This window comes from Flavobacterium granuli, from assembly GCF_031456055.1.
Lineage (GTDB): Bacteria > Bacteroidota > Bacteroidia > Flavobacteriales > Flavobacteriaceae > Flavobacterium > Flavobacterium granuli_A.
In genome coordinates this window covers 204436-225842 of the sequence record NZ_JAVDTX010000007.1, presented here as the reverse complement: position 1 = coordinate 225842, position 21407 = coordinate 204436, and the positions used below count along the sequence as shown (strand labels likewise).

At 34.1% G+C, this 21407-nt stretch carries 22 protein-coding genes; 12 read left to right on the top strand and 10 right to left on the bottom strand.

The genetic code is table 11. The features are described from left to right. The first annotated feature begins 103 nt into the window (after nucleotides 1–103). The 4 genes from msrB to J2W95_RS15570 all read left to right on the top strand — a co-directional run bounded on the left by msrB (nucleotide 104) and on the right by J2W95_RS15570 (nucleotide 2964). On the top strand, nucleotides 104–658 hold the full coding sequence (gene msrB / locus J2W95_RS15585) for a peptide-methionine (R)-S-oxide reductase MsrB (RefSeq protein ID WP_310008648.1): 555 nt from the start codon (nucleotides 104–106) through the stop codon (nucleotides 656–658). 18 nt (nucleotides 659–676) lie between these two features. Beyond that, a complete protein-coding gene (gene msrA / locus J2W95_RS15580) occupies nucleotides 677–1303 on the top strand; it encodes a peptide-methionine (S)-S-oxide reductase MsrA (protein WP_310008646.1) in 627 nt (208 codons plus the stop codon). Between the two features lie 67 nt (nucleotides 1304–1370). Further along, nucleotides 1371–1910 (top strand): MepB family protein, encoded by a 540-nt coding sequence (locus J2W95_RS15575; protein ID WP_310008644.1) that lies wholly within the window; start codon nucleotides 1371–1373, stop codon nucleotides 1908–1910. A 94-nt stretch (nucleotides 1911–2004) separates the two neighbouring features. After that, nucleotides 2005–2964 carry a quinone oxidoreductase family protein gene (locus J2W95_RS15570; protein WP_310008642.1) on the top strand — a complete coding sequence of 320 codons (960 nt, stop codon included), beginning with the start codon at nucleotides 2005–2007 and terminating at the stop codon, nucleotides 2962–2964. Between the two features lie 187 nt (nucleotides 2965–3151). Here J2W95_RS15570 and J2W95_RS15565 read toward each other — a convergent pair whose 3' ends face one another. Beyond that, entirely contained in the window at nucleotides 3152–4714 is a 1563-nt protein-coding gene (locus J2W95_RS15565) for an NAD(P)/FAD-dependent oxidoreductase (RefSeq protein ID WP_310008640.1), read from the bottom strand. Between the two features lie 149 nt (nucleotides 4715–4863). Between J2W95_RS15565 and J2W95_RS15560 the strand changes: the two genes are divergently transcribed. Further along, entirely contained in the window at nucleotides 4864–5100 is a 237-nt protein-coding gene (locus J2W95_RS15560) for a hypothetical protein (protein ID WP_310008638.1), read from the top strand. A gap of 151 nt (nucleotides 5101–5251) precedes the next feature. On the opposite strand, the gene recQ is transcribed toward J2W95_RS15560, so the two are convergent. Continuing rightward, a complete protein-coding gene (gene recQ, locus J2W95_RS15555) occupies nucleotides 5252–7447 on the bottom strand; it encodes a DNA helicase RecQ (RefSeq protein WP_310008636.1) in 2196 nt (731 codons plus the stop codon). A gap of 85 nt (nucleotides 7448–7532) precedes the next feature. Here recQ and J2W95_RS15550 point away from each other — a divergent pair, with 85 nt between their 5' ends. The 5 genes from J2W95_RS15550 (at nucleotide 7533) to J2W95_RS15530 (ending at nucleotide 10720) form a co-directional block, all read left to right on the top strand. Then, nucleotides 7533–8498, top strand: coding sequence for a KpsF/GutQ family sugar-phosphate isomerase (locus J2W95_RS15550; protein ID WP_310008633.1), 966 nt, complete (start codon nucleotides 7533–7535; stop codon nucleotides 8496–8498). Continuing rightward, the gene (gene tatC, locus J2W95_RS15545; protein ID WP_310008630.1) at nucleotides 8498–9313 is read left to right on the top strand and encodes a twin-arginine translocase subunit TatC; all 816 of its coding nucleotides are present in this window, start codon (nucleotides 8498–8500) and stop codon (nucleotides 9311–9313) included. The genes J2W95_RS15550 and tatC overlap by 1 nt, the downstream gene beginning before the upstream one ends. Then, nucleotides 9306–9659 (top strand): carboxymuconolactone decarboxylase family protein, encoded by a 354-nt coding sequence (locus tag J2W95_RS15540; RefSeq protein ID WP_310008628.1) that lies wholly within the window; start codon nucleotides 9306–9308, stop codon nucleotides 9657–9659. Before tatC ends, J2W95_RS15540 begins: the two co-directional genes overlap by 8 nt. Nucleotides 9660–9745: 86 nt before the next feature. Continuing rightward, nucleotides 9746–10486, top strand: coding sequence for an LPS export ABC transporter ATP-binding protein (lptB, locus tag J2W95_RS15535; protein ID WP_310008626.1), 741 nt, complete (start codon nucleotides 9746–9748; stop codon nucleotides 10484–10486). Between the two features lie 9 nt (nucleotides 10487–10495). Next, nucleotides 10496–10720 carry a DUF5808 domain-containing protein gene (locus tag J2W95_RS15530; RefSeq protein ID WP_310008624.1) on the top strand — a complete coding sequence of 75 codons (225 nt, stop codon included), beginning with the start codon at nucleotides 10496–10498 and terminating at the stop codon, nucleotides 10718–10720. A 48-nt stretch (nucleotides 10721–10768) separates the two neighbouring features. Here J2W95_RS15530 and J2W95_RS15525 read toward each other — a convergent pair whose 3' ends face one another. Both J2W95_RS15525 and J2W95_RS15520 read right to left on the bottom strand, forming a co-directional pair. After that, the gene (locus tag J2W95_RS15525) at nucleotides 10769–11611 is read right to left on the bottom strand and encodes a glycoside hydrolase family 25 protein (RefSeq protein ID WP_310008622.1); all 843 of its coding nucleotides are present in this window, start codon (nucleotides 11609–11611) and stop codon (nucleotides 10769–10771) included. A 9-nt stretch (nucleotides 11612–11620) separates the two neighbouring features. Then, a complete protein-coding gene (locus tag J2W95_RS15520; protein ID WP_310008620.1) occupies nucleotides 11621–12343 on the bottom strand; it encodes a CDP-alcohol phosphatidyltransferase family protein in 723 nt (240 codons plus the stop codon). Between the two features lie 187 nt (nucleotides 12344–12530). Here J2W95_RS15520 and J2W95_RS15515 point away from each other — a divergent pair, with 187 nt between their 5' ends. Together J2W95_RS15515 and J2W95_RS15510 are read left to right on the top strand one after the other, a co-directional pair. Beyond that, nucleotides 12531–13601 (top strand): putative type IX sorting system protein PorV2, encoded by a 1071-nt coding sequence (locus tag J2W95_RS15515; protein WP_476400171.1) that lies wholly within the window; start codon nucleotides 12531–12533, stop codon nucleotides 13599–13601. Between the two features lie 51 nt (nucleotides 13602–13652). Continuing rightward, nucleotides 13653–14792, top strand: coding sequence for a lipoprotein N-acyltransferase Lnb domain-containing protein (locus tag J2W95_RS15510; protein ID WP_310008618.1), 1140 nt, complete (start codon nucleotides 13653–13655; stop codon nucleotides 14790–14792). A 1-nt stretch (nucleotide 14793) separates the two neighbouring features. Here J2W95_RS15510 and J2W95_RS15505 read toward each other — a convergent pair whose 3' ends face one another. The 6 genes from J2W95_RS15505 to J2W95_RS15480 are packed head-to-tail and all read right to left on the bottom strand — an operon-like array spanning nucleotide 14794 to nucleotide 21365. Then, nucleotides 14794–16188 carry an exopolysaccharide biosynthesis polyprenyl glycosylphosphotransferase gene (locus J2W95_RS15505; RefSeq protein ID WP_310008615.1) on the bottom strand — a complete coding sequence of 465 codons (1395 nt, stop codon included), beginning with the start codon at nucleotides 16186–16188 and terminating at the stop codon, nucleotides 14794–14796. 57 nt (nucleotides 16189–16245) lie between these two features. Then, nucleotides 16246–17253: a glycosyltransferase family 4 protein gene (locus J2W95_RS15500; protein ID WP_310008613.1), complete on the bottom strand. Its 1008-nt coding sequence runs from the start codon at nucleotides 17251–17253 to the stop codon at nucleotides 16246–16248. A 48-nt stretch (nucleotides 17254–17301) separates the two neighbouring features. Beyond that, the gene (locus tag J2W95_RS15495) at nucleotides 17302–18651 is read right to left on the bottom strand and encodes an O-antigen ligase family protein (RefSeq protein WP_310008612.1); all 1350 of its coding nucleotides are present in this window, start codon (nucleotides 18649–18651) and stop codon (nucleotides 17302–17304) included. Nucleotide 18652: 1 nt separating this feature from the next. Beyond that, nucleotides 18653–19726, bottom strand: a complete 1074-nt coding sequence (locus J2W95_RS15490) for a glycosyltransferase family 4 protein (RefSeq protein WP_310008610.1) — start codon at nucleotides 19724–19726, stop codon at nucleotides 18653–18655. Continuing rightward, nucleotides 19723–20841: a glycosyltransferase family 4 protein gene (locus tag J2W95_RS15485; RefSeq protein ID WP_310008608.1), complete on the bottom strand. Its 1119-nt coding sequence runs from the start codon at nucleotides 20839–20841 to the stop codon at nucleotides 19723–19725. Before J2W95_RS15485 ends, J2W95_RS15490 begins: the two co-directional genes overlap by 4 nt. Further along, the gene (locus tag J2W95_RS15480) at nucleotides 20838–21365 is read right to left on the bottom strand and encodes a hypothetical protein (RefSeq protein ID WP_310008605.1); all 528 of its coding nucleotides are present in this window, start codon (nucleotides 21363–21365) and stop codon (nucleotides 20838–20840) included. The genes J2W95_RS15485 and J2W95_RS15480 overlap by 4 nt, the downstream gene beginning before the upstream one ends. Between the last annotated feature and the right edge of the window lie 42 nt (nucleotides 21366–21407).

Sequence of the window (21407 nt, the reverse complement as noted above, 5' to 3'; positions counted from 1 at the left end):
AACTAACAATAGTTAAAAATTATATAAATAGAAATTGAATTGTAAAATACCCGCCATTTTGATTGTAAATTGTCCTTTCCTTTTGGATATAAAAACAAATAACATGAAAACTACGATATCATTTCTAAGCACTTTACTAATACTTACTTTATTTATTTTTCAAGCTTGTGGGCAGAGTAAAGAAACGAAAAGCAATAAAATGGTTCCAGTTGAAACTTTCCAAAGTAAACCTGGAAATCCATACTACTCTCATACCGATACTAAAAAACTGAATCTGAATGACGCTGAATGGAAAAAAATATTGCCCGAAGATGTTTATCTGGTTTCCCGTAAAGCCGATACTGAAAGAGCTTTTACAGGTAAATATTGGAATACTGATACAAAAGGAACCTATTATTGCGCGGCTTGTGGCAATCTACTTTTTCGTTCGGGAGCCAAATTTTCAAGTAGCTGTGGCTGGCCAAGTTTTTTTGAACAAGAAAACAAAAAAAGCATCATATTCAAAAATGACAATTCTATTGGAATGGAAAGAATAGAAGCACTTTGTGGTAGATGTGACGGTCATTTGGGACATTTATTTGACGACGGCCCTGCTCCTACCGGCAAAAGATATTGTATGAATTCCATAGCACTTGATTTTGTGCCTGATGCTAAATAAAACTCAAATTTTATCAAAATGAAGACAATAATTTTAGCCTGTTTGCTATTTACCGTAACACTATTTTCTCAAATCAATAATACAACAAAAAAAATGACACAATCAAATTTTGAAACCATAACTCTTGGCGGAGGCTGCTACTGGTGCGTAGAGGCTGTTTATGAAAACTTGAAAGGAGTAAAATCTGTTGTTTCGGGTTTTTCCGGAGGCAAAAGTGCAAATCCCAGTTACGAAGAAGTTTGTTCTGGAACTTCGGGTCATGTAGAAGTAGTTCAAATTACATTTGACAAAAACGTGACCAATCTTGATGAAATTTTCAAAGTATTCTTCACTGTTCACGATCCAACAACGCTAAATAGACAAGGTGCCGATAGAGGGACACAATATCGTTCTGTAATTTTTTATACTAATGAAGAACAAAAACAAGAAGCACAATCTATTATTGCCGAATTAAAAAAAGCTAAAGCGTTTGATGATCCTATCGTGACTACCATCGAGCCTTTCACAAAGTTTTACAAAGCCGAAGATTATCATCAAAATTATTATGCCAATAATAAAAACCAGCCGTATTGCCAAATGGTCATTCAGCCCAAGCTAGAGAAATTTGAAAAAGTATTCAAAGATAAATTGAAAACTAAAAAGTAATTCTCAATTTATAAAAAGCCGAAATCCATTTTCGGTTTTTTTATTTTACAAAGACTAAATTTCTCAAATGAAGACAAACAAGACTTTCACTGCTTCAGAAGGTATTCCAGAAGACTTAATTTTAATCCAAGAAATACTTTTTCGCAATTCTAATTTCGAAATCACCCAACCCACTCTAGAAGCCGAAAGTTCAGAATATGGAGCCTGTACTTTTGTGTTAAATAATTTAAACATTCTATTTCGAACTGCAAAAATTACTCCTACCAAAACTGGTCAATTTGTTACGCTGTGGAAAAGAATAAATAAAGGTCCAATTCAGCCTTTTGATTCTACCGACCCAATTGACTTATTTATTATCAGTGCTCGAACAGGCAATCACTTCGGAATGTTTGTTTTTCCAAAATCAATTTTGATAACCAAGGAAATAGTAACTGATAAAAAAGAAGGAAAACGTGCTATTCGAGTTTATCCACCTTGGGATATAACAACGAGCAAACAGGCACAAAAAACACAGAAATGGCAATTGGATTATTTTATGGAAATACAACAAAATCCAGAAGGGAATTTTAATCGAACAAAATTACACTCTCTTTTGATTAATAATTGATTCCTAATTGACCTTTGATTTCACTTTTATAACTTTCCAAACGCTCGTTAACTCCTAAAATTTAGCTTTCTTTGTATCCTCAAAAAAATGAAAAATGAAAGCACTTACCTTCTCCAAATTTGGAAATTCTGATGTACTTGAATATATAGAAATCCCTTCACCAGAACTAAAATCAGGTGAAATATTGGTCGAAATGAAAGCAATCGGCCTCAACTTTGCCGATGTTTATAGACGCAAAGGAAATTATCATCTCAAAGGAAATCCTCCTTTTATTGCTGGTTATGAAGGTGCTGGAATTGTGGTGAAAACCAATGGAAATTCAGAATTTAAAATTGGTGATAGAGTCGCATTTGCCGATGTTCCTTTTGCCAATGCCGAGTTCGTTGCCGTTCCGCTAGAACATATAATTCCACTACCCGACAATATCTCTTTCGAAATCGCCGCCACCATTTTACTACAAGGTTTGACTGCCCATTATTTGGCAACCGACAGTCATAAAACCCAAAAAGGAGAAACCGTATTGGTTCATGCTTCGGCTGGTGGAGTTGGGCAATTCTTGACACAAATTAGCAAACTTTTAGGCGCTAAAGTTATTGGACTAACCTCTTCTTCTGATAAGGCTGAAGTTTCTAAACAAAATGGGGCCGTCGCAGTTTTTCTTTATTCTGAAGATTGGAAAAAACAAGTATTCGATTTTTGTCCAAATGGTGTGGATGCCGTTTACGACAGTATTGGCAGTAATTTGACTGATAGTTTTGAAGTAACCAAAATGTGTGGCCAAGTCGTATTTTTTGGAATGGCCGGTGGTGATCCTGAATTGGTAAACCCGAGAATGTTGATGGATACATCCAAAACATTGACCGGTGGCGATTTATGGAGTTATTTGATATCAAAAGAAGAGCGTATCAAAAGAGCCCATCAATTATTTGATTGGATTGCCAATGGCGATATAACTATTGCAGCACCGACAATCTTCAAGCTATCCGAAGGAAAATTGGCTCACGATTATCTTGAAAGCCGAAAAAGCACTGGGAAAATTATATTGATTCCTTAGAATAATAATCTTTTGGGCGTGCCACCATTATAAAAAGGGGCTGACTTTTAGCATCGCTTAGTCGCCCCTTTTTATAATGCTGTCGGGCTATACGCGCTACTTCGGTAGCTTGCTTCAAATGAAATTCACTGAACTCATATAAAAATAAATGTATAGTGAAGTAATCCCTCACGCGCATTCAACAAATTTATATTTTCAAAGTCTCAGCAATTTTCAAAGCACATTTTTCCCCATCGATAGCTGCAGATATAATTCCACCTGCATAACCTGCTCCTTCTCCGCAAGGATACAATCCTTTTATCTCTAAATGCTCATAAGAAACTGCATCTCTGGGAATACGGACAGGTGAAGAAGTCCTAGATTCTGGAGCGTGTAAAATGGCTTCATTAGTCAAATAGCCTCTCATGGATTTTCCAAATTCAGTAAATCCTTCTCTTAATATTTGAGATAGAAATCCTGGAAAAACCTGTCCCATTTCGACGGAAGTAGTCCCTGGAACATAGGAAGTTTTTGGAATACTGGAAGAAACTTTATTTTGCGTAAAATCAACCATACGTTGTGCTGGTACTTTTTGAGTTTGCCCAGCCAAATGCCATGCTTTTTGTTCAATGCTTTTTTGAAATTCCATTCCAGCCAAAGCTCCAAATTTTGCAAAAGGCTTAAAATCTTCCAGTTTTAATTCGATTACAATTCCGGAATTTGCTGTTGCCTGATCTCGTTTGGATGGCGACCAGCCATTGGTCACAACTTCTCCTGGGCTGGTAGCGCAAGGCGCAATTACACCTCCCGGACACATACAAAACGAATACATTCCGCGACCATTAACCTGTTTTACTATAGAATATGGTGCAGGCGGTAAATGCTCACCGCGGTAATCACAACTGTACTGAATACTGTCAATCAACGATTGTGGGTGCTCGGCTCTTACGCCTAAGGCAAAAGGTTTTGCTTCAATAAGCACTTTCTTTTTGTCCAACAATTCAAATATATCTCGAGCAGAATGTCCTGTTGCCAGAATTAATTTATTTGCCAGAATTGTATCTCCACTTTGGGTTACAATTCCCTGCACTTCATTATTTTTTATCAAAATATCGGTCAAACGAGTTTCGAACAAAACTTGCCCACCACATTCGATGATTTTCTCTCTAATATCTTGTATAATTTGTGGTAATTTATTCGTCCCAATATGCGGATGGGCATCTACCAATATATCTCCTGTAGCTCCAAAAGCAACAAGCAACTCTAATATTCTAGTAACATCACCACGTTTTTTGGAACGAGTGTATAATTTTCCGTCAGAATAGGTTCCTGCTCCTCCTTCGCCAAAACAATAATTGGAATCTTCGTCAACAATATGATCTCTATTAATTGCTTTCAAATCGCGACGACGACCACGAACATCTTTTCCGCGTTCGATTACTATTGGTTTCAAACCCAACTCAATTAGTTGCAAAGCAGCAAAAAGTCCAGCCGGCCCTGCTCCTACAACAATAACTTCTTGGGCAGTCGAAACGTTTTTGTAATCGGGTAATTCTATTTTATACTCCTGAAATGGTTCCCCTTTCAAATAAATCGAAACTTTCAAATTGATTTTGATAGCTTTTTGACGGGCATCGATGGAGCGTTTCAAAATAACAACATGCTGAATCTCATTTGCCGAAACTTTTATCTGTTTGGACAAATAGTCACGTAACAACATTTCGTTTGAAGCTATTTCCGGTGTTACTTGAAGTAAAAGTTCTCTTGGCATTGTATCTTATTTATTCTATTAGCTTTTCTTTTTATGAAAAGAACATGCAAAAATAACATTTTGAAATGAAATTAGTTCTTTAATATAAAATCCATTTTCAAAATAGACTTTGTACCTTTGTTTCTTTGAAACTTTGCACCTATAAAATAATGTCCAGAAAAATAAAACTAATATGGGATTTTCGTGGTCCTGCTTCTGCAAAAACAGCAGAACACCACGAAATTCATTTGAAAGAATACATCAACATTGAAAAATTACCACTAAACATTACTGGATTTCAAATCTTGGATGAAATGTATGCTATTGCCTATATGGTAGTAACAGACGAAAATATGATTCAAGTACGCGATGCATTGAAACCACACCGTGGGGAAGTTTATCAGTAATCAGATTTCAGGTTGCAGAGGGCAGATTTCAGCTGACACTTTATAAAATCAAAAAAGCCGATTCTCATACGAAAATCGGCTTTTTAATATGAAAGCTTTTTATTAACTCTTTTTTCCTGTATTCTGCCCTCTGCAACCTGAAATCTACTAACTAATTAGCCACTTCACTAATAAATTTTATTCGCATTAATCGCAATTCATCCAAATCATAGTCTCCATCAAATTCTTTTAGCGCTTTCTCTATATTATCGGATTCGGATTCCATAAAATACTCATGAATCTCTTCTTGTTGATCGTCATCCAGCATTTCATCTATCCAATATTTGATATTTAATTTGGTTCCAGAATAAACGATCTGTTCCATTTCTTTGATCAAATCATCCATTTTCAACCCTTTTGCGGAAGCGATATCTGTCAAAGCCAGCTTTCTGTCTATGTTTTGAATAATATATAACTTATTGATTGAGTTAACTCCTGTAGATTTCACAACCAAATCATCAGGGCGAATAATATCGTTTTCTTCTACGTAACGGTTTATTAATTCAATAAACTCCTTACCATATTTTTTGGCTTTTCCTTCTCCAACACCGTGAATATTAATCAACTCAGATTGAGAAATTGGATATTTCAAAGCCATATCTTCTAGAGAAGGGTCTTGAAAAACCACAAATGGAGGAACTCCTAATTTTTTGGCCACTTTTTTACGCAACTCGCGTAACATCGACATCAATAATTCATCGGCTGTACCAGATGATTTTGCAGCTGTTATTATAGCTTCATCTTCAGACTCATTGTATTCGTGGTCTTCGGACATCATAAAGGATTCCGGATTTTTCATAAAGGCCAATCCTTCCTTGGTGATCTCTACAATACCGTAGGTTTCTATATCTTTGGACAAAAAGCCTGCAACAAGCACTTGTCGCAATAATGCCATCCAAAATTTCTCGTCATGATTCGAACCTGACCCAAAAAAGGATTGAGAATCTGTTTTATGAGCATTAATAACTGCATTCACACGACCAATTAAGGTAAAAACAATCTCTTTTGATTTGTATATATGCTTAGTTTTTTTGACAACTTCCAATAACTTAAGCACTTCATCTTTGGCTTCTACTTTAGTTTTTGGATTGCGAACATTATCATCCATATCGGCACCTTCACCGGTTTCGCTATCAAATTCTTCACCAAAATAATGCAATAAGAATTTACGTCTCGACATCGAAGTTTCGGCATAAGCCACGACTTCATGCAATAAAGCAAATCCTATTTCCTGCTCAGCTACTGGTTTTCCAGATAGAAATTTTTCTAATTTCTCTACATCTTTATAAGAGTAATAGGCTAAGCAATGTCCTTCACCACCATCTCGACCAGCTCTTCCTGTTTCTTGATAATAGCTTTCTAATGATTTTGGAATATCGTGATGAATCACAAAACGCACATCGGGCTTATCGATTCCCATTCCGAATGCGATTGTTGCCACAACAACTTCTACATCTTCCATCAAAAACATATCTTGATGTTTGGCACGTGTTTTGGCATCCAGACCTGCGTGGTAAGGAACAGCACTAATACCATTTACTTGTAAAACCTCGGCAATTGCCTCAACCTTTTTACGGCTTAAACAGTAAATAATACCTGACTTGCCTTTGTGTTGTTTTATAAACCGAATAATATCCGATTCAATATTTTTTGTTTTGGTACGAACTTCATAAAATAAATTAGCTCTATTAAATGACGCTTTAAATGTAGTTGCATTGGCCATTTCTAGATTCTTCAAAATATCCTCCTGCACTTTTGGAGTTGCAGTCGCAGTAAGTCCAATAATAGGAACTTCTCCCAATTGCTTAATGATATTTTTTAGATTTCGATATTCCGGTCTAAAATCGTGACCCCATTCTGAAATACAATGCGCTTCATCAATTGCTACAAAAGAAAGAGGTACCGTTTGAAGAAAAGCTACATATTCTTCTTTTGTTAAGGATTCTGGAGCTACATATAATAACTTAGTTATACCCGCTGAAATATCGGATTTTACTTGAGCAATTTCTGTTTTAGTAAGGGATGAATTTAAAACATGGGCAATCCCATTTTCGGAAGAAAGACTTCGGATAGCATCAACTTGATTTTTCATTAATGCTATTAACGGAGAGACAACAATTGCAGTCCCTTCTTGGACTAAAGCAGGTAATTGATAACAAAGTGATTTTCCTCCTCCTGTTGGCATAATAACAAATGTATTTTGTTTATTAAGCAAACTCGTTATTACTTTTTCTTGCAGGCCTTTGAATTGGCTAAAGCCAAAATATTTCTTTAATTCTTTGTGTATGTCAATTTCGTTTGAATTCATTCTTTAATATGTGGTATTTTGTATAAATTTGCGGAACATAAAGATACAACTTTCTTTTACACTTACAAATTTAAAATTATCAGTTTTGATTACAAAAGAAAATATACTGGCTAATGCCAAGAAAACTATTAAATCTGAAAGTCAATCTATCGCAAAATTAATGGATTACATTGACGAAACCTTTGCGGAAGCGGTACAATGCATCTACAATTCAAAAGGTAGATTGGTCGTAACTGGGATTGGGAAAAGTGCTATTATTGCTCAAAAAATGGTGGCATCATTTAATTCAACTGGTACTCCATCATTATTTTTACATGCCTCTGAAGCAATTCATGGTGATTTAGGAATGATTCAAAAAGATGATGTCATTATCTGTATTTCAAAAAGCGGTAACAGTCCAGAAATCAAATCATTGGTTCCACTTCTGACTCGTTTTGGCAATAAATTAATTGGTATGACCGGGAATATGACTTCCTTTTTGGCTAAAGGTTCTCATTATGTATTAAATACAACTGTTGATTCCGAATCTTGTCCATTGAATCTTGCACCAACAAATAGCACAACAGCACAATTAGTAATGGGAGATGCCATTGTGGTATGTCTAATGGAAATGAGAGATTTCAAAGCAGAAGATTTTGCAGTCTACCATCCAGGAGGTGCTTTAGGCAAGAAATTATTACTTAGAGTGAAAGACATGCTTGAACACACCTTAAAACCTGAAGTAGATCCTGAAACTCCTATTAAAAAAGCGATTTTCGAAATTTCAGAAAAACGTTTGGGCGTAACAGCTGTAGTAGAAAATAACAAAGTAATTGGAATAATTACCGATGGAGACATTCGAAGAATGCTAAACGACAGAGATACTTTTGCTGAATTAACCGCGAGAGACATTATGACCAAAAACCCAAAAACAGTACAATCCACAGATATGGTAGTGGATGCCTTTAATATAATGGAAGATTTCTCTATCACACAATTAATCGTTGTTGACAATGGAGAATACAAAGGCGTATTGCATTTACATGACATTTTAAAAGAAGGAATCGTATAATGGCACAGAAAACCCTAGGCGAAATGTCCTTTTTAGACCATCTAGAAGAATTAAGATGGCTTTTAGTGAGAAGTACTACTGCTGTGATTATCATGGCATGTGTAACTTATTTTATCAGTGATTACTTGTTTGACACCATCATATTTGGCCCTACAAGACCTACCTTTTTTACCTATCGTTATTTTTGTGAGTTATCACATCAATTGGGTTTTGCAGAAAGCATTTGTATAACCGAAATGCCTTTTATCATTCAAAATACCGAGATGGAAGGACAGGTTAATATTTTTGTCTGGATGTGCATTTTGGCTGGTTTCATTTTAAGTTTCCCTTATATTTTATGGGAAGTTTGGAAATTTATTGGCCCAGCTTTGTATGAAAAGGAAAAGAAAAATGCTAGAGTATTTATATTTACTTCTTCATTGCTTTTCTTTTTAGGAGTCCTATTTGGATATTACGTCGTTATTCCAATGTCAGTGAATTTTGTGGCCACTTTTACGGTAAGTGATGTTGTAAAAAACCAGTTTACACTCGACTCTTATATCGGAATGGTAAAAACCAGTATTTTGGCTAGTGGATTGTTCTTTGAACTTCCTATAATTATTTATTTTCTAACAAAACTAGGTCTGGTAACCCCCGAATTTTTAAGGAAATATTGGAAATATGCCGTTGTAATAATCTTAATTGTTGCCGCAATTGTTACTCCGCCTGATGTGGTGAGCCAAACTATTGTTGCTATCCCAATGCTGATTATTTATGAAGTAAGTATCTTAATTTCAAAAATTGTAGTATTAAATAAAAAGAAAGAAAATGTCTGATATAATTCAAGAATTCAACGACTACCGTTCTAAGATGAACGAAAAATTATTGGCTGACAATAATAAAATAGTAAAACGTATTTTCAATTTAGATACCAATGCCTATGCTGCAGGGGCGCTAGATGTAAAGACCAAAGAACTTTTAGGATTAGTAGCTTCGACGGTTTTGCGTTGTGATGATTGCGTAAAATACCATTTGGAAACTAGCTACAAAGAAGGTGTAACCAAAGAAGAAATGATGGAAGCTATGGGAATCGCAACCCTCGTTGGAGGAACAATTGTTGTGCCTCATTTGCGTAGAGCATATGAATTTTGGGAAGCTTTAGAGGAAACTGAGGCTAAATAATTGTTAATAGGCTTATTTGTTGATTCGTTTATTCGTTAATTTGGACGAATAAACGAATCAAACGTTTAAACGTTTAAAATAAAAAAATGAAGTTAAGAGCAGAGAATTTGATAAAAACCTACAAAGGCCGTAGTGTTGTAAAAGGTATTTCGGTAGAAGTAAACCAAGGTGAAATCGTTGGTCTTTTGGGACCTAATGGTGCTGGAAAAACGACTTCGTTTTATATGATTGTAGGATTGGTAAAACCAAATTCAGGAAATATTTATCTTGACGATTTGAATATTACCGATTATCCAATGTACAAAAGAGCCCAACAAGGTATTGGGTACTTAGCACAAGAAGCTTCTGTTTTTAGAAAATTAAGTATAGAAGACAATATTTTGAGCGTTTTGCAATTGACCAAACTTTCCAAAGAACAACAGGAAGCCAAAATGGAAAGTTTAATTGCCGAATTTAGCTTGGAACACATCCGTACCAACCGTGGTGATTTACTTTCGGGAGGGGAACGTCGCCGTACTGAAATTGCCCGTTGTTTGGCTACAGACCCAAAATTCATCTTACTTGACGAACCTTTTGCAGGTGTCGATCCAGTTGCTGTAGAGGATATTCAAAGAATTGTGGCTCAATTAAAAAATAAAAATATCGGAATCCTAATAACAGACCACAATGTACAGGAAACGTTGGCGATTACCGATAAAACCTATCTTATGTTTGAAGGAGGAATCCTAAAAGCAGGTATTCCTGAGGAATTGGTCGAGGACGAAATGGTGCGTCGCGTGTATTTGGGTCAGAATTTTGAGTTGAGAAAGAAAAAACTGGAGTTTTAGTATCGTATAATGAAAAACCAAAAATATCCAACCAAAGAAACCTTAGAGAAGTGGACTAAAGATCCTAAAAATTGGATTTGGGGAATATTTTATTATAACAAAGAAGACAAACGTATTTTCCCTCCTAAGAAAAATGAAGAAATGGGTAGCACCATAAATTTTGCAAACCCAAAATCAATATTGGCTTTACTGATTGCTTTGGCTTTTTTTGGAATGGTTATTTTTTTATTTTGAAAAAATAATCAAGCTGTTTAACATTCATAATCTGAAATCTGAACACTACTACTCCACAGTAATATATTCCAACTGCTGTAAATCTCCATTGTAAATATTCACATCAACATTAGTATCGATACCAGGTACAGTAGCTTTCTCTGTAAATTGCCAAAAGAGCCAATCGTTTTGAATTTCTTCACGATAAAAGTTATAGTTGGCTATCCAAAAAAGATAATCGCTAAACTCCTCTTTCAGGAAATCGTCATAGTATTTCTCACCTGTATAAATTATGGGCCTTACTCCATAATGCGATTCTACGGCTTTCAACCAACGTCTTAAGCCAATTTTTAGACGTTCTATGGATTGTTCTTTAGGAAGTTTTTCGATATCCAAAACAGGTGGTAAATCTCCTTTTTTCAGTTTAACGGTTTTAATAAAAAGTTCCGCTTGTTCAAGAGAGTTTTCATTTGGACGATAATAATGATAAGCACCACGTATCATTTTATTTTCTTTAGCGCCAAGCCAATTTCTTTTAAACTGGTTATCTACCCTATCCTTTCCAACAGTTGCCCGAATAAAAACGTAACGCAAAGGATATTTATCTTCAATAGTATCAACATAAGACCAACGGATTTTTCCTTGATATTCGGAAACGTCCAGACCGACCACTTTACCCTCATTTTTTTCCAAAACTTTTAAATTTCGAGCTTCAGAAAAAATATTTGTGTTGTTGCTATAGTGTGATTTAAAACCTAAATAATTAATAATACCAGATCGGTAATGATAGGCTATTGACAGGATGAAAAGAATCGCAATTCCAATAAAAAAGAAATCTATCCACCTTCCGGAAAAACCGTTTTTTTTCTTTTTTGGTTTACGCCTTGGCATAGTACTGCTACTTTTTTTCATCCAAAAAAATTACTTTTTTAGAAACTTATTATTAATCACCGAAAGTAAAACATAGAAAATAATCACCAACGGAATAGCCAAATAATCTAGAAACACCAAAAACAAAATGGAACTGATCAGAAAAATAACCTGAAGTGCATTATCCTTAAAATTAAACTTTTTTATTTTTAAGGAGAACAAAGGAATCTCAGCATTCAAAATATAGGCGCTAAACAATGATATCAAAAGCAAAACCCATTTCTCTGTCAAAATTTCAAGTATCATCAATGACTCTCCAGAATAATATTCCTTAACCAAAGGAAGACTCAATATAAAAAGAGCGTTGGCTGGTGTTGGCAAGCCAATAAAAGAATCCGTTTGACGAGTGTCAATATTGAATTTTGCCAATCGAAAACACGATCCCAAAGTAATGATAAAACCTAAATAAGGAAAAAATTGAAGATATCCTTCACTCATATAAACCGAGCTGCTTTGCATCATTTTGAACATCACAAATCCGGGAACTACACCGCTTGTTACCATATCAGCCAATGAATCCAATTGCAACCCCAATGGTCCAGAAACTTTAAACAAACGGGCAAAAAAACCATCAAAAAAATCTAAAAAAATTCCGAGGCAAACAAAAAAGAATGCCATTTCAAATTGGTCTTTACTTACAAATACTAAAGCGATACAGCCACAAAAAAGATTTAGTAAAGTAATTGTATTTGGAATGTGTTTTTTGATGTTCATATTTTTTAAATTGAATTATAAGCTCGACAAATTTAATACAATAAGTGAAAGTGATACTTGTTTTGTTAAGAGATTTTAGTGGCTTGCTAACAAAAATCATTAATTCATTGAATTGAAGTAGCTACATCATCAAAAAACTTTATTTTTGGTGAAAATTAAAATTCACTAAGTCTACAAATAACATCTTTTGAAAAAAATACAGCTCATTTTATTCCTTTTTATTGCGAACACAATCTGTAGTCAAACCGTTCGAAAATATTCGAATGAATTCATGAATATAGGTGTAGATGCTGCAGCTTTAGGAATGTCAAATGCAGTAGTTGCTTCTACTTCGGATGTAAATTCAACCTATTGGAATCCAGCAGGATTGCTTCATCTAGAAGACAATCAAATCTCCTTGATGCATTCCAATTACTTCGCCAATATTGCTAAATATGATTATGCTGCCTATGCTAGTCCCATAGACGACCGAAGTGCTTGGGGAATTTCGTTGATCCGTTTTGGAGTCGATGATATTATGAATACTACCGATTTAATAGATAATGAGGGCAACATAGATTACAATAGAATCGAGCTTTTCTCAACGGCCGATTATGGATTTACTTTTTCGTATGCAGTTAAATTACCAGTACCGGGGTTTCAATATGGAGTAAATGCAAAAATTATCCGAAGAATCATTGGAGATTTTGCAACTTCTTGGGGATTTGGTTTTGATTTTGGATTGCAGTTTGAAAAGAATGATTGGCAATTTGGACTAATGCTCCGAGATATCACGACAACTTATAATATTTGGAACATCAACGAAGAAGCCTATCAAAAAATAGCAGATGCTATTCCGGAACAAAATCAGGAAATACCTGAAAGCACTGAGATTACGCTCCCTAAAGCTCAACTAGGAGTGGCGAAAAAAATACTTTTTCATGAAGATTATAGTCTTTTAGCTTCTGCCAATATGAATATGCAATTTACTGAGACCAATGATTTAATTTCAAGCAGTTTTGTGAGTATAGATCCGGCTGTTGGCCTTGAATTCGGTTATACCAATCTTGCTTTTTTAAGAGCAGGAGTCGGTAATTTTCAGCATGTAACACAATTGGATAATGGCGAAAAGGTAGGGTTTCAACCCAATATTGGTTTGGGATTCAAATACAAAGGAATCGCTATTGATTATGCATTGACCTCATTAGGAAACCAAAGTACAGCATTATATTCTAATGTATTTTCCTTAAAAATTGATTTATCCCTTTTTAGAGGTTAACTTTGAAAGTTGAAAAAACACTTTTGAACTCAAAAAATAAATTTCAGACATATGAAAGCCACCTTATTAAAAAAAATATTCGTTTGTATTCTTTTATTGGGTTCCATTTATAACTCTTACTGTCAAGATGTTTTATTATCCAAAAATGCTCATATAAGCGTACTTACTTGTGGTACTGGTAATGAATCCTATTCTTTATTTGGTCACACCGCAATAAGAGTTAGCGACATTGAGAACAATCTTGATGTGGTTTATAACTATGGTGCTTTTGACTTTGACACGCCCAACTTTGTGATGAAGTTTACCAAAGGGGATATGGATTATTTCATTGCAAATGATCGATACGTTGATTTTATAAATCAGTACAATTATGAAAAAAGGGATGTTTATGAACAAGAATTAGACATTCCACTTGACCTCAAACAAAAATTATTTGACAATCTATCTCAATCACTATTGTCTGACGAACGCTTATATCAATATAAATTCATTGATAATAATTGTACTTCTAAGGTAGTGGATGTCATCAATAAAACATTAAGTACGAAAGTAATAACCAAAAAAACAGATACTGACCAAACTTACAGATCCATTTTGTTTCCCTATTTTGACAACCATTTTTATGAAAAACTAGGAACGAGTATTGTTTTTGGAACAAAAGTAGATCAAATGGGGACTAAAATATTTTTACCGCTTGAGCTTCTTAAAAGCTTAAAACTCATTCAGTATCAAAATCGTCCTTTATGCAAAGAGAACAAAACATTGATCGTTTTCGAAAAAGAAATTCCAAGCTCTTGGTGGAATAATTATTATACTTATGTTTTGCTTTTAGGATTTATAATTTTGATAAATAAGAAAAGTATTGATTATATTTATCTTACGACTATAGCTTTATTGGGTTTGCTATTTGTATTTTTAGGATTTTATTCTTTCCATCAGGAATTGGCATACAATTACAACGTCCTGTTGTTCAACCCGATTATTTTTCTTGTATTATATTTTTGGAGCACAAAAAACTCCAAATGGACGTACAAACTTTCTGTTTTAAGTATTCTTTTGATGGTAGTGTACTTCTTTTTCATCATCACAAAAGTTCACTTACTTATAGTTACTCCTATACTAATAACAAACTTGGTTGTTTTGACTCGATTGGCTATTAAACACAAAAAGCGCATTCCGATAATTATCTAATCTACTGACCTCTATAAAATAAAACCGTAGAAATAGTTTTGAAAGTAATATCCAAATCCAGATAAATACTTCGGTGTTTAATATAATATAAATCGTATTGCAATTTTATCAAGCTATCTTCCAATTTTTCACCGTAGGAATAATTGACTTGAGCCCAGCCCGTAAGACCTGGCTTGATAATATGGCGCGTTTCGTAGAATGGCATGATTTGAGCAATTTCTTTCACAAATACTGGTCGCTCAGGTCTTGGACCTATTACTGCCATATCACCTTTTAGAATATTAATAAACTGAGGGATTTCGTCAATTCTTGTTTTTCTTAAAAACTTTCCAAACTTGGTAATTCTAGAATCATTGAGTTTCGCAAAAACAGCTCCTGCTTTCTCGGCGTTTTTGACCATTGTTCGGAATTTAATGATTTTAAAAACAATTCCATCTTTCCCTACTCTTTTTTGGGTGTAAAACAATTTTCCTTTGTTCCAAAAGGCATTACACAACAATATTAATGGCAATAAAACCAAACCGATTCCTAAACCAACCAATGAAAATGAAACCTCTAATATTCTGGCAGAATACAAATATAGTTTGTTTTGATTACTGCGGCTAAAAGGGAAAAATCGATAAAAATCCCTTGAAATATATTGAACTGGTATACGTTGTGTTTTACTTTCATAAACATGCGTATATTCTCTAACACTCTTTCCCGATTCAAGCAAATGGAGTAATTGCTGGTATAGATCTGCAGTAATTCCTTCTGTTTTTTGGGAAGCAACCACTATTTCCGATATTCCATTTTTGGAAACAAATAAAGTTAAATCTTCTCTTTTTATATGCTCCACAGCTAGATAGTCATATTCATTTTTCGAATAATAATCTAGATTTACGTATCCAATTATTTTATAATGGGGATCAACACTCTCCAATCCCAAAACAAGCTCTTCTACTTGTTCCATGTCACATATCAAAACTGCATTTTGTACAAACCTGTTGGACGCTAAAAATCGAACATAAATCATTCTCCATGCATACAGTGCCATAAAGACTGTAATATAAAAAACCAATAATTGCCAACGATTTTTGGGCAATTGTGGAGAAAAAACAGGAGTCAATAAATAAAATATTACTGTAGTAGAAGTGGTAAGAATAGTACTTCGTAACACTTGAAAATGATTACTAGCCACTTGAAGATTGTACATCTCGAAAATAGCTCCAAATACATTAATGTATATGGCTAGAACAATAGCCCAATTGATAATTTCTGTCGAAAATTTAAAATAATTAAACTGAAAAACAAAACCAATACAATACAAACCAAGCAATACAAAAACCACATCAAAAACTCGTAAAAGAATTTTACGTTCAGAAATTTCGAAATGTATATTTTTTTGATTATCCATTGATTCCAAAATTGGATTGCGTTGCAAGTTACTTATTATCTAAAAATTAAACCTTTTTTATTTTAAAATAGTCATCCATTCCTTTTTAACCACATTCCAATCGAATTGTTCCGATTTCCGTCTTGCATTAGCGGTAATTTTACTAACCAAATCAGAATCTCCAATTAATCTATCGATTGCCTCAACCATTTTCTCAACATCATTATCTGGAATTAATAAGGCATCATTTTGGTTCTCCAATAAAAAAGGAATTCCCCCAACATTGGTTGAAACTACGGCCAAACCCAAAGACATTCCTTCAATCACACTAACTGGCATATTATCAAAATGAGTTGTATTTATAAAAATATCATATTCTTTTGATTTATTTATCCAATCCTGTTTGGACAATTTCCCCGTAAAAAGTATATCCAATTTTAAATCTTTCGCTTTCTGTTTAGCATGCAATAGACTTCCATCTTTTTCAGGACCAACCATACAAAGTGTCGCTTCAGGGTATTTGTTTTTTATAACCGAAAATACCTCAACAGCCATCATGGGATTGTATATTTTCGCAAAAGAACGCACCCATAATAGATTGGGTTTTGCATTTTCTCGTTCCAAAAAAGGATAATTTTCTAGTTCAATCGAATTAGGAATGTGTATAACATTTTCATACCCTTCTAATTTGAATTGCTCTATTAAAAAAAGAGATGGTGACACATTTTGGAAAGAATATTTGAAAATCATTTGGCAAATTTGCGGGTTATTCTTCAATCTAAATGCTAAATTACCTCCATGTAAAATTGGAATGTATTTTAACCCAAACAGTCGGCACAACTGAGAGATAGCGAATGCATACCAAAAATTGGTTGTACTATAGGTGTCTATCAATACACAATCAACATTTCTATATCGAAATACACTCCATATCATAGCGACGAATCGGAGCACTTTATTTTTTTCAGAAGAACTATATGATACAATAAAACCCTCCTGTTCCAAAAGTGGGCCAAGAATTTCAATAGTGGTTGGAGTAACTCCATGCTTGGATAACTTATTCCCTATGTAGAGGAGGTTTTTCATGCGAAGATTATATTTCTTTTTAGCGGAACATGGTATCACCATTCTTCATTATTGTTTTTGTTTTGGAATCATGGCGATTTCAACAGTATAAACTTTTAATAATGAAAGTGCATAAATAAAGGCAGGAGCAGCTAGTCGCATAGCGGCATGATTGATTGTTAGCAACCAAAAAGCTACAAAAGAAAGTGCTAATAAATTTTGACGATTATTTACAAATAAAAACAAAGGAGTGAGAAACAAAATCATTAAATCAATCAAACCAAGAGAACCATGCTCTGCCAACATTCTGGTAATTTCATCATGTGATGCTACAACAATTCCAGTTTCTTTTTTCCTAACTTCTTTAGATCTTCCTACACCTACACCAAAAATAGGATTATCCCAAAACATTTGGACTTCCGTGGCCATAATATCCTCTCTACCTGACATCTTGCTTTTTTTTTCTCTTCCTCTAGCATCCTGATTAGCATAGCGTTTGTTAATCAACCCTCCAGTTTGCAATGAACTGTAGCTCCAAACACCTAGCCCTGCAATAAATGAGAACATTAATATCAACCCTATTTTGCGCTTCGTTTTAAAATTAGCTTGAAAATATAAAACTATCAGAAGAAGAAAAATCATGACTATTCCAGTAATTACCCCTCCTCTTGAAAAAGTAACAATTCCCCTAAAAGCAAAAACCAAAACAAATCCTGAATTAACAATTTGTAGAAACCTACTTTTAGAATTCAGCAACAATTGAACAAAAAAAACAAAAATACCTAATCCTAATATAGTTGACACCTGATTAGGACCAAATCCGCCTGATGTTACAAAGTTGGAACCCGTTCCGGTAACTACATCCTTCACGCTAGGTGTGTACAAATACAAGTAAACCACGACAGCAAACAAAGGCAAACAAAATGCAGTAACAACCCCTTTTAGCCGATCAAATGTTATTTTTCGTTGATAACAGTATATGGACGAAATACCTAAGCATACGGGTCCAGAAATATTAAAAGCGATTGCTTTTCGAATATCGGTTTCAAAATTTAAAGACGTTAAAGACAAAACAATACTAGGTATCAGTAACAGCAAAAAAAGCCAATACGCTAAAGCATTTTTGGAAAAACCAGAATAAATCATTCCCAAAAACATAAAAATTAAGATTGAATATTTACCAAACTCATTCAAAAGCATCCCGTCTGTCATTCTCAAAAGCACCTCAACGCTTACTGCATAGGCTGACATGATTAGTGCTTCATTATTTCTGTTCCTACTTTTAACAATGTAATAAATACCTAGTCCAAATATTGCCAAAGTGTATATTTTGGAAACAAAAGGCAGAGCAAATACCACTATTCCAATAAAAGCATGGAACAACATCAAATAAATATAGGATCGTTCTTCTTTCTTCATTTTAATTTTTTCGCATCCAATTTAAGTATTTTTCAATCACGCTTTCAGCTGTATAATCAGCTTGAATAGTATCATAAAGTTTGCTTCCGAAATCAGACCTTACCGCTTCATGGTCTATCAAATCAACTAAAGATTCATAAAATAATTCGGTTTCATTAGAATCCACAATAAAACCATTTTTCCCGTGTTGCACTATCATTGGAATTTCCCCCACTCGAGTAACGACAACAGCTTTTTTACACAATCCATATTCCAAAAGTGCTACAGGCAAGCCTTCCGATTGTGAAGTCAAAACAGCAATGTCTGATTGGGATAAAATATGTTGTACATCTTGTTTGGAGCCATAAAAAAAAACATTGTTTCCCAAACCACAATCCTCAATCAGCCCCTTAATATGTCTAGAATATTCATCTTCAAAATCTTTTCCAACCAAATGAAAAGTCCACTCCGGATGGGATTGTTTTAGTTTTCGAGCCACTTCCAATAATAAAAAATGATTTTTTTGGGGTCGCAAATTAGCCAAAGAAACAATTCGTCTTCCTTCTTCCCCCTTTAACGATGTATACCCCTCAACCCCCGTTTCCGTCACTGGAAAATTAGGCAAATAAATAACGTTTTTTGCTTTTAATTCCGTTTCTGACCAATTTTTAAGCCTTTGATTTACGGCAATAACACCATTAAAAAAGACAGCAGTCAGTTTCAATACAAAATGAGGTCTAGCAGCTAAAAATTCATTGTTCCCATAATGGTCATGCCTAATAATTTTCAAAAAAGGGCATATGCATTTCAGTAGAAAAGCCAGAAAAAAAGAAGTGCTGTGAGCATGAACATAGCTTACCTTATTTTTCAAAACAAAAGACCGTAATCTGAAAAGAGCACCAATATCGAGCTGTCCTTTCTTATTCAAAAACAAATACGAAACATTCGGATCGATTTGAGGCAACAGTGAACCTTCCTTACGGGTGGCAACAAGCCCGGAAAATTCAATTTCATTGACCAAAGTATTGGCATAATTCACAGCCATACGCTCTGCTCCTCCTGCCTCTAAGGAATCTATGATTTGAATAATTCTCATTGTATGAGCAATTTTCTTATTTCATCTTCAAAAACATCCAACGTATATTTTTGCGACCATTCCATAGCTTTCTCTCTTTTACTGTTAAAAGCCCTTTTATTGTTTAAAATTGTTTCCAATTGTTGTGTATCTTGTTCTAAATTCATTTGCAACAATAACCCTCTTTCCCCATAATCAAGCATAAATGGCACACAGGAAACGACTGTCGCTATTGGAATACAGCCCCAAAACATCCCTTCGGCAATTGCTTTTGGCCAACCCTCACTTTTGGAAGGCAAAATCACAAAATGGCTACTTTGATAAGCTTTTTTTACACGTTCCTGATTTTTGTTTCCTTTCAATACTATAATCTTTTCCAAACCATTGGATTCAATATAATTTACTAAAACACTACGTTCTATTCCTTCACCATACAAGTCTAAAGTCAAATCATATCCTTTCTTTAACAATGCTTCGACTAATTGTATGGCATACAAAGGATTTTTGCTGGAGGATAATGTTCCTACAAAAATGAAATTGATTTTACCCTTTAAATCCAATTCTTTCATCAGCATTTTATCCTTTTCAGAATAAGTTGCCGTAAAAAAAGGTTTTATATTCTTCGTGCATCCTTCCCATTGACCATAAACCAAAACCTGCATATTTCTAGTTAGGAAGGTATTGCTCAAAATCCATTTTTGCAAATGGTAACTCCAAGGCTGTTTCGCTCTTGGATCCCAATTGCCTGCATACTTGGCCGTTTTGGGTTTTCCTGGAAATAAAATTTGGACCAAACAGCCCAATAAACCAATATTACCGGGACAACGCAAATGAATATGATCGGCCTGCCGCATTGCTTTATAAATTTGCCAACAGATTTTTGGAGCTAAAAAAAAAGCTGTAAAAACAGCTTTCAATCCCAATAAACTGATAGATTGAATCTCAATAAATTTGATTCTTTCCTGACTATATGGAATATCTATTGCCGTTTTTTCAGTTTGAATAATCGGCGCAACAATTATAAACACATCTAGATATTTCCCCCAAATATTCATCTCACGTACATAAGGAGCATAAGCAAAATATTGATTTTGTGATTGAATGTGAGGAACGTGAGTAATGACTGCGAGTTTCATAAATTAAAATTTATAACCTTTGTTTTGAAATAAAAAAATAAAAACCGTTTTGTAACAATTTTCGAATGCAAAACATATCCTGCTTTTTCAATTCCTCGAATTGAATTGAAATTATTACTATCAACTAATATAAAAATTTCAGAGGAACCATTCTCGGAAATAATTTCATTAGCTATACTGTTGATTACAAAAGGATAAATTGATTTACCTCTATGTTCATTATTTGTAAAACAGTCTCCTATAGCTGGTCCTTTTTTATGTATCAATTTTAATATATGCAGAGACATAAAAAGACAACTACTATGTATTATTTTATTGTTCTCTTCAATATAATATTTTATTTTATTAATTGATATTTTCTGTTTTTCTATTGTATATCTTTTTGCAGTTAAAAAATGTGTTGGACTAGAAATTCTGTAAACTAAAACATCTATTAAAACAATTCTAAAATATTTTTTAAAATACTTTATAGTTTTTTCCTTAAAAAAACTAATGCCTTTAATGTTTTTTTCTACTAACTCCATATCTCTTAAATTTCAATATTTTTTGTTTTTCTTTTTACCCTC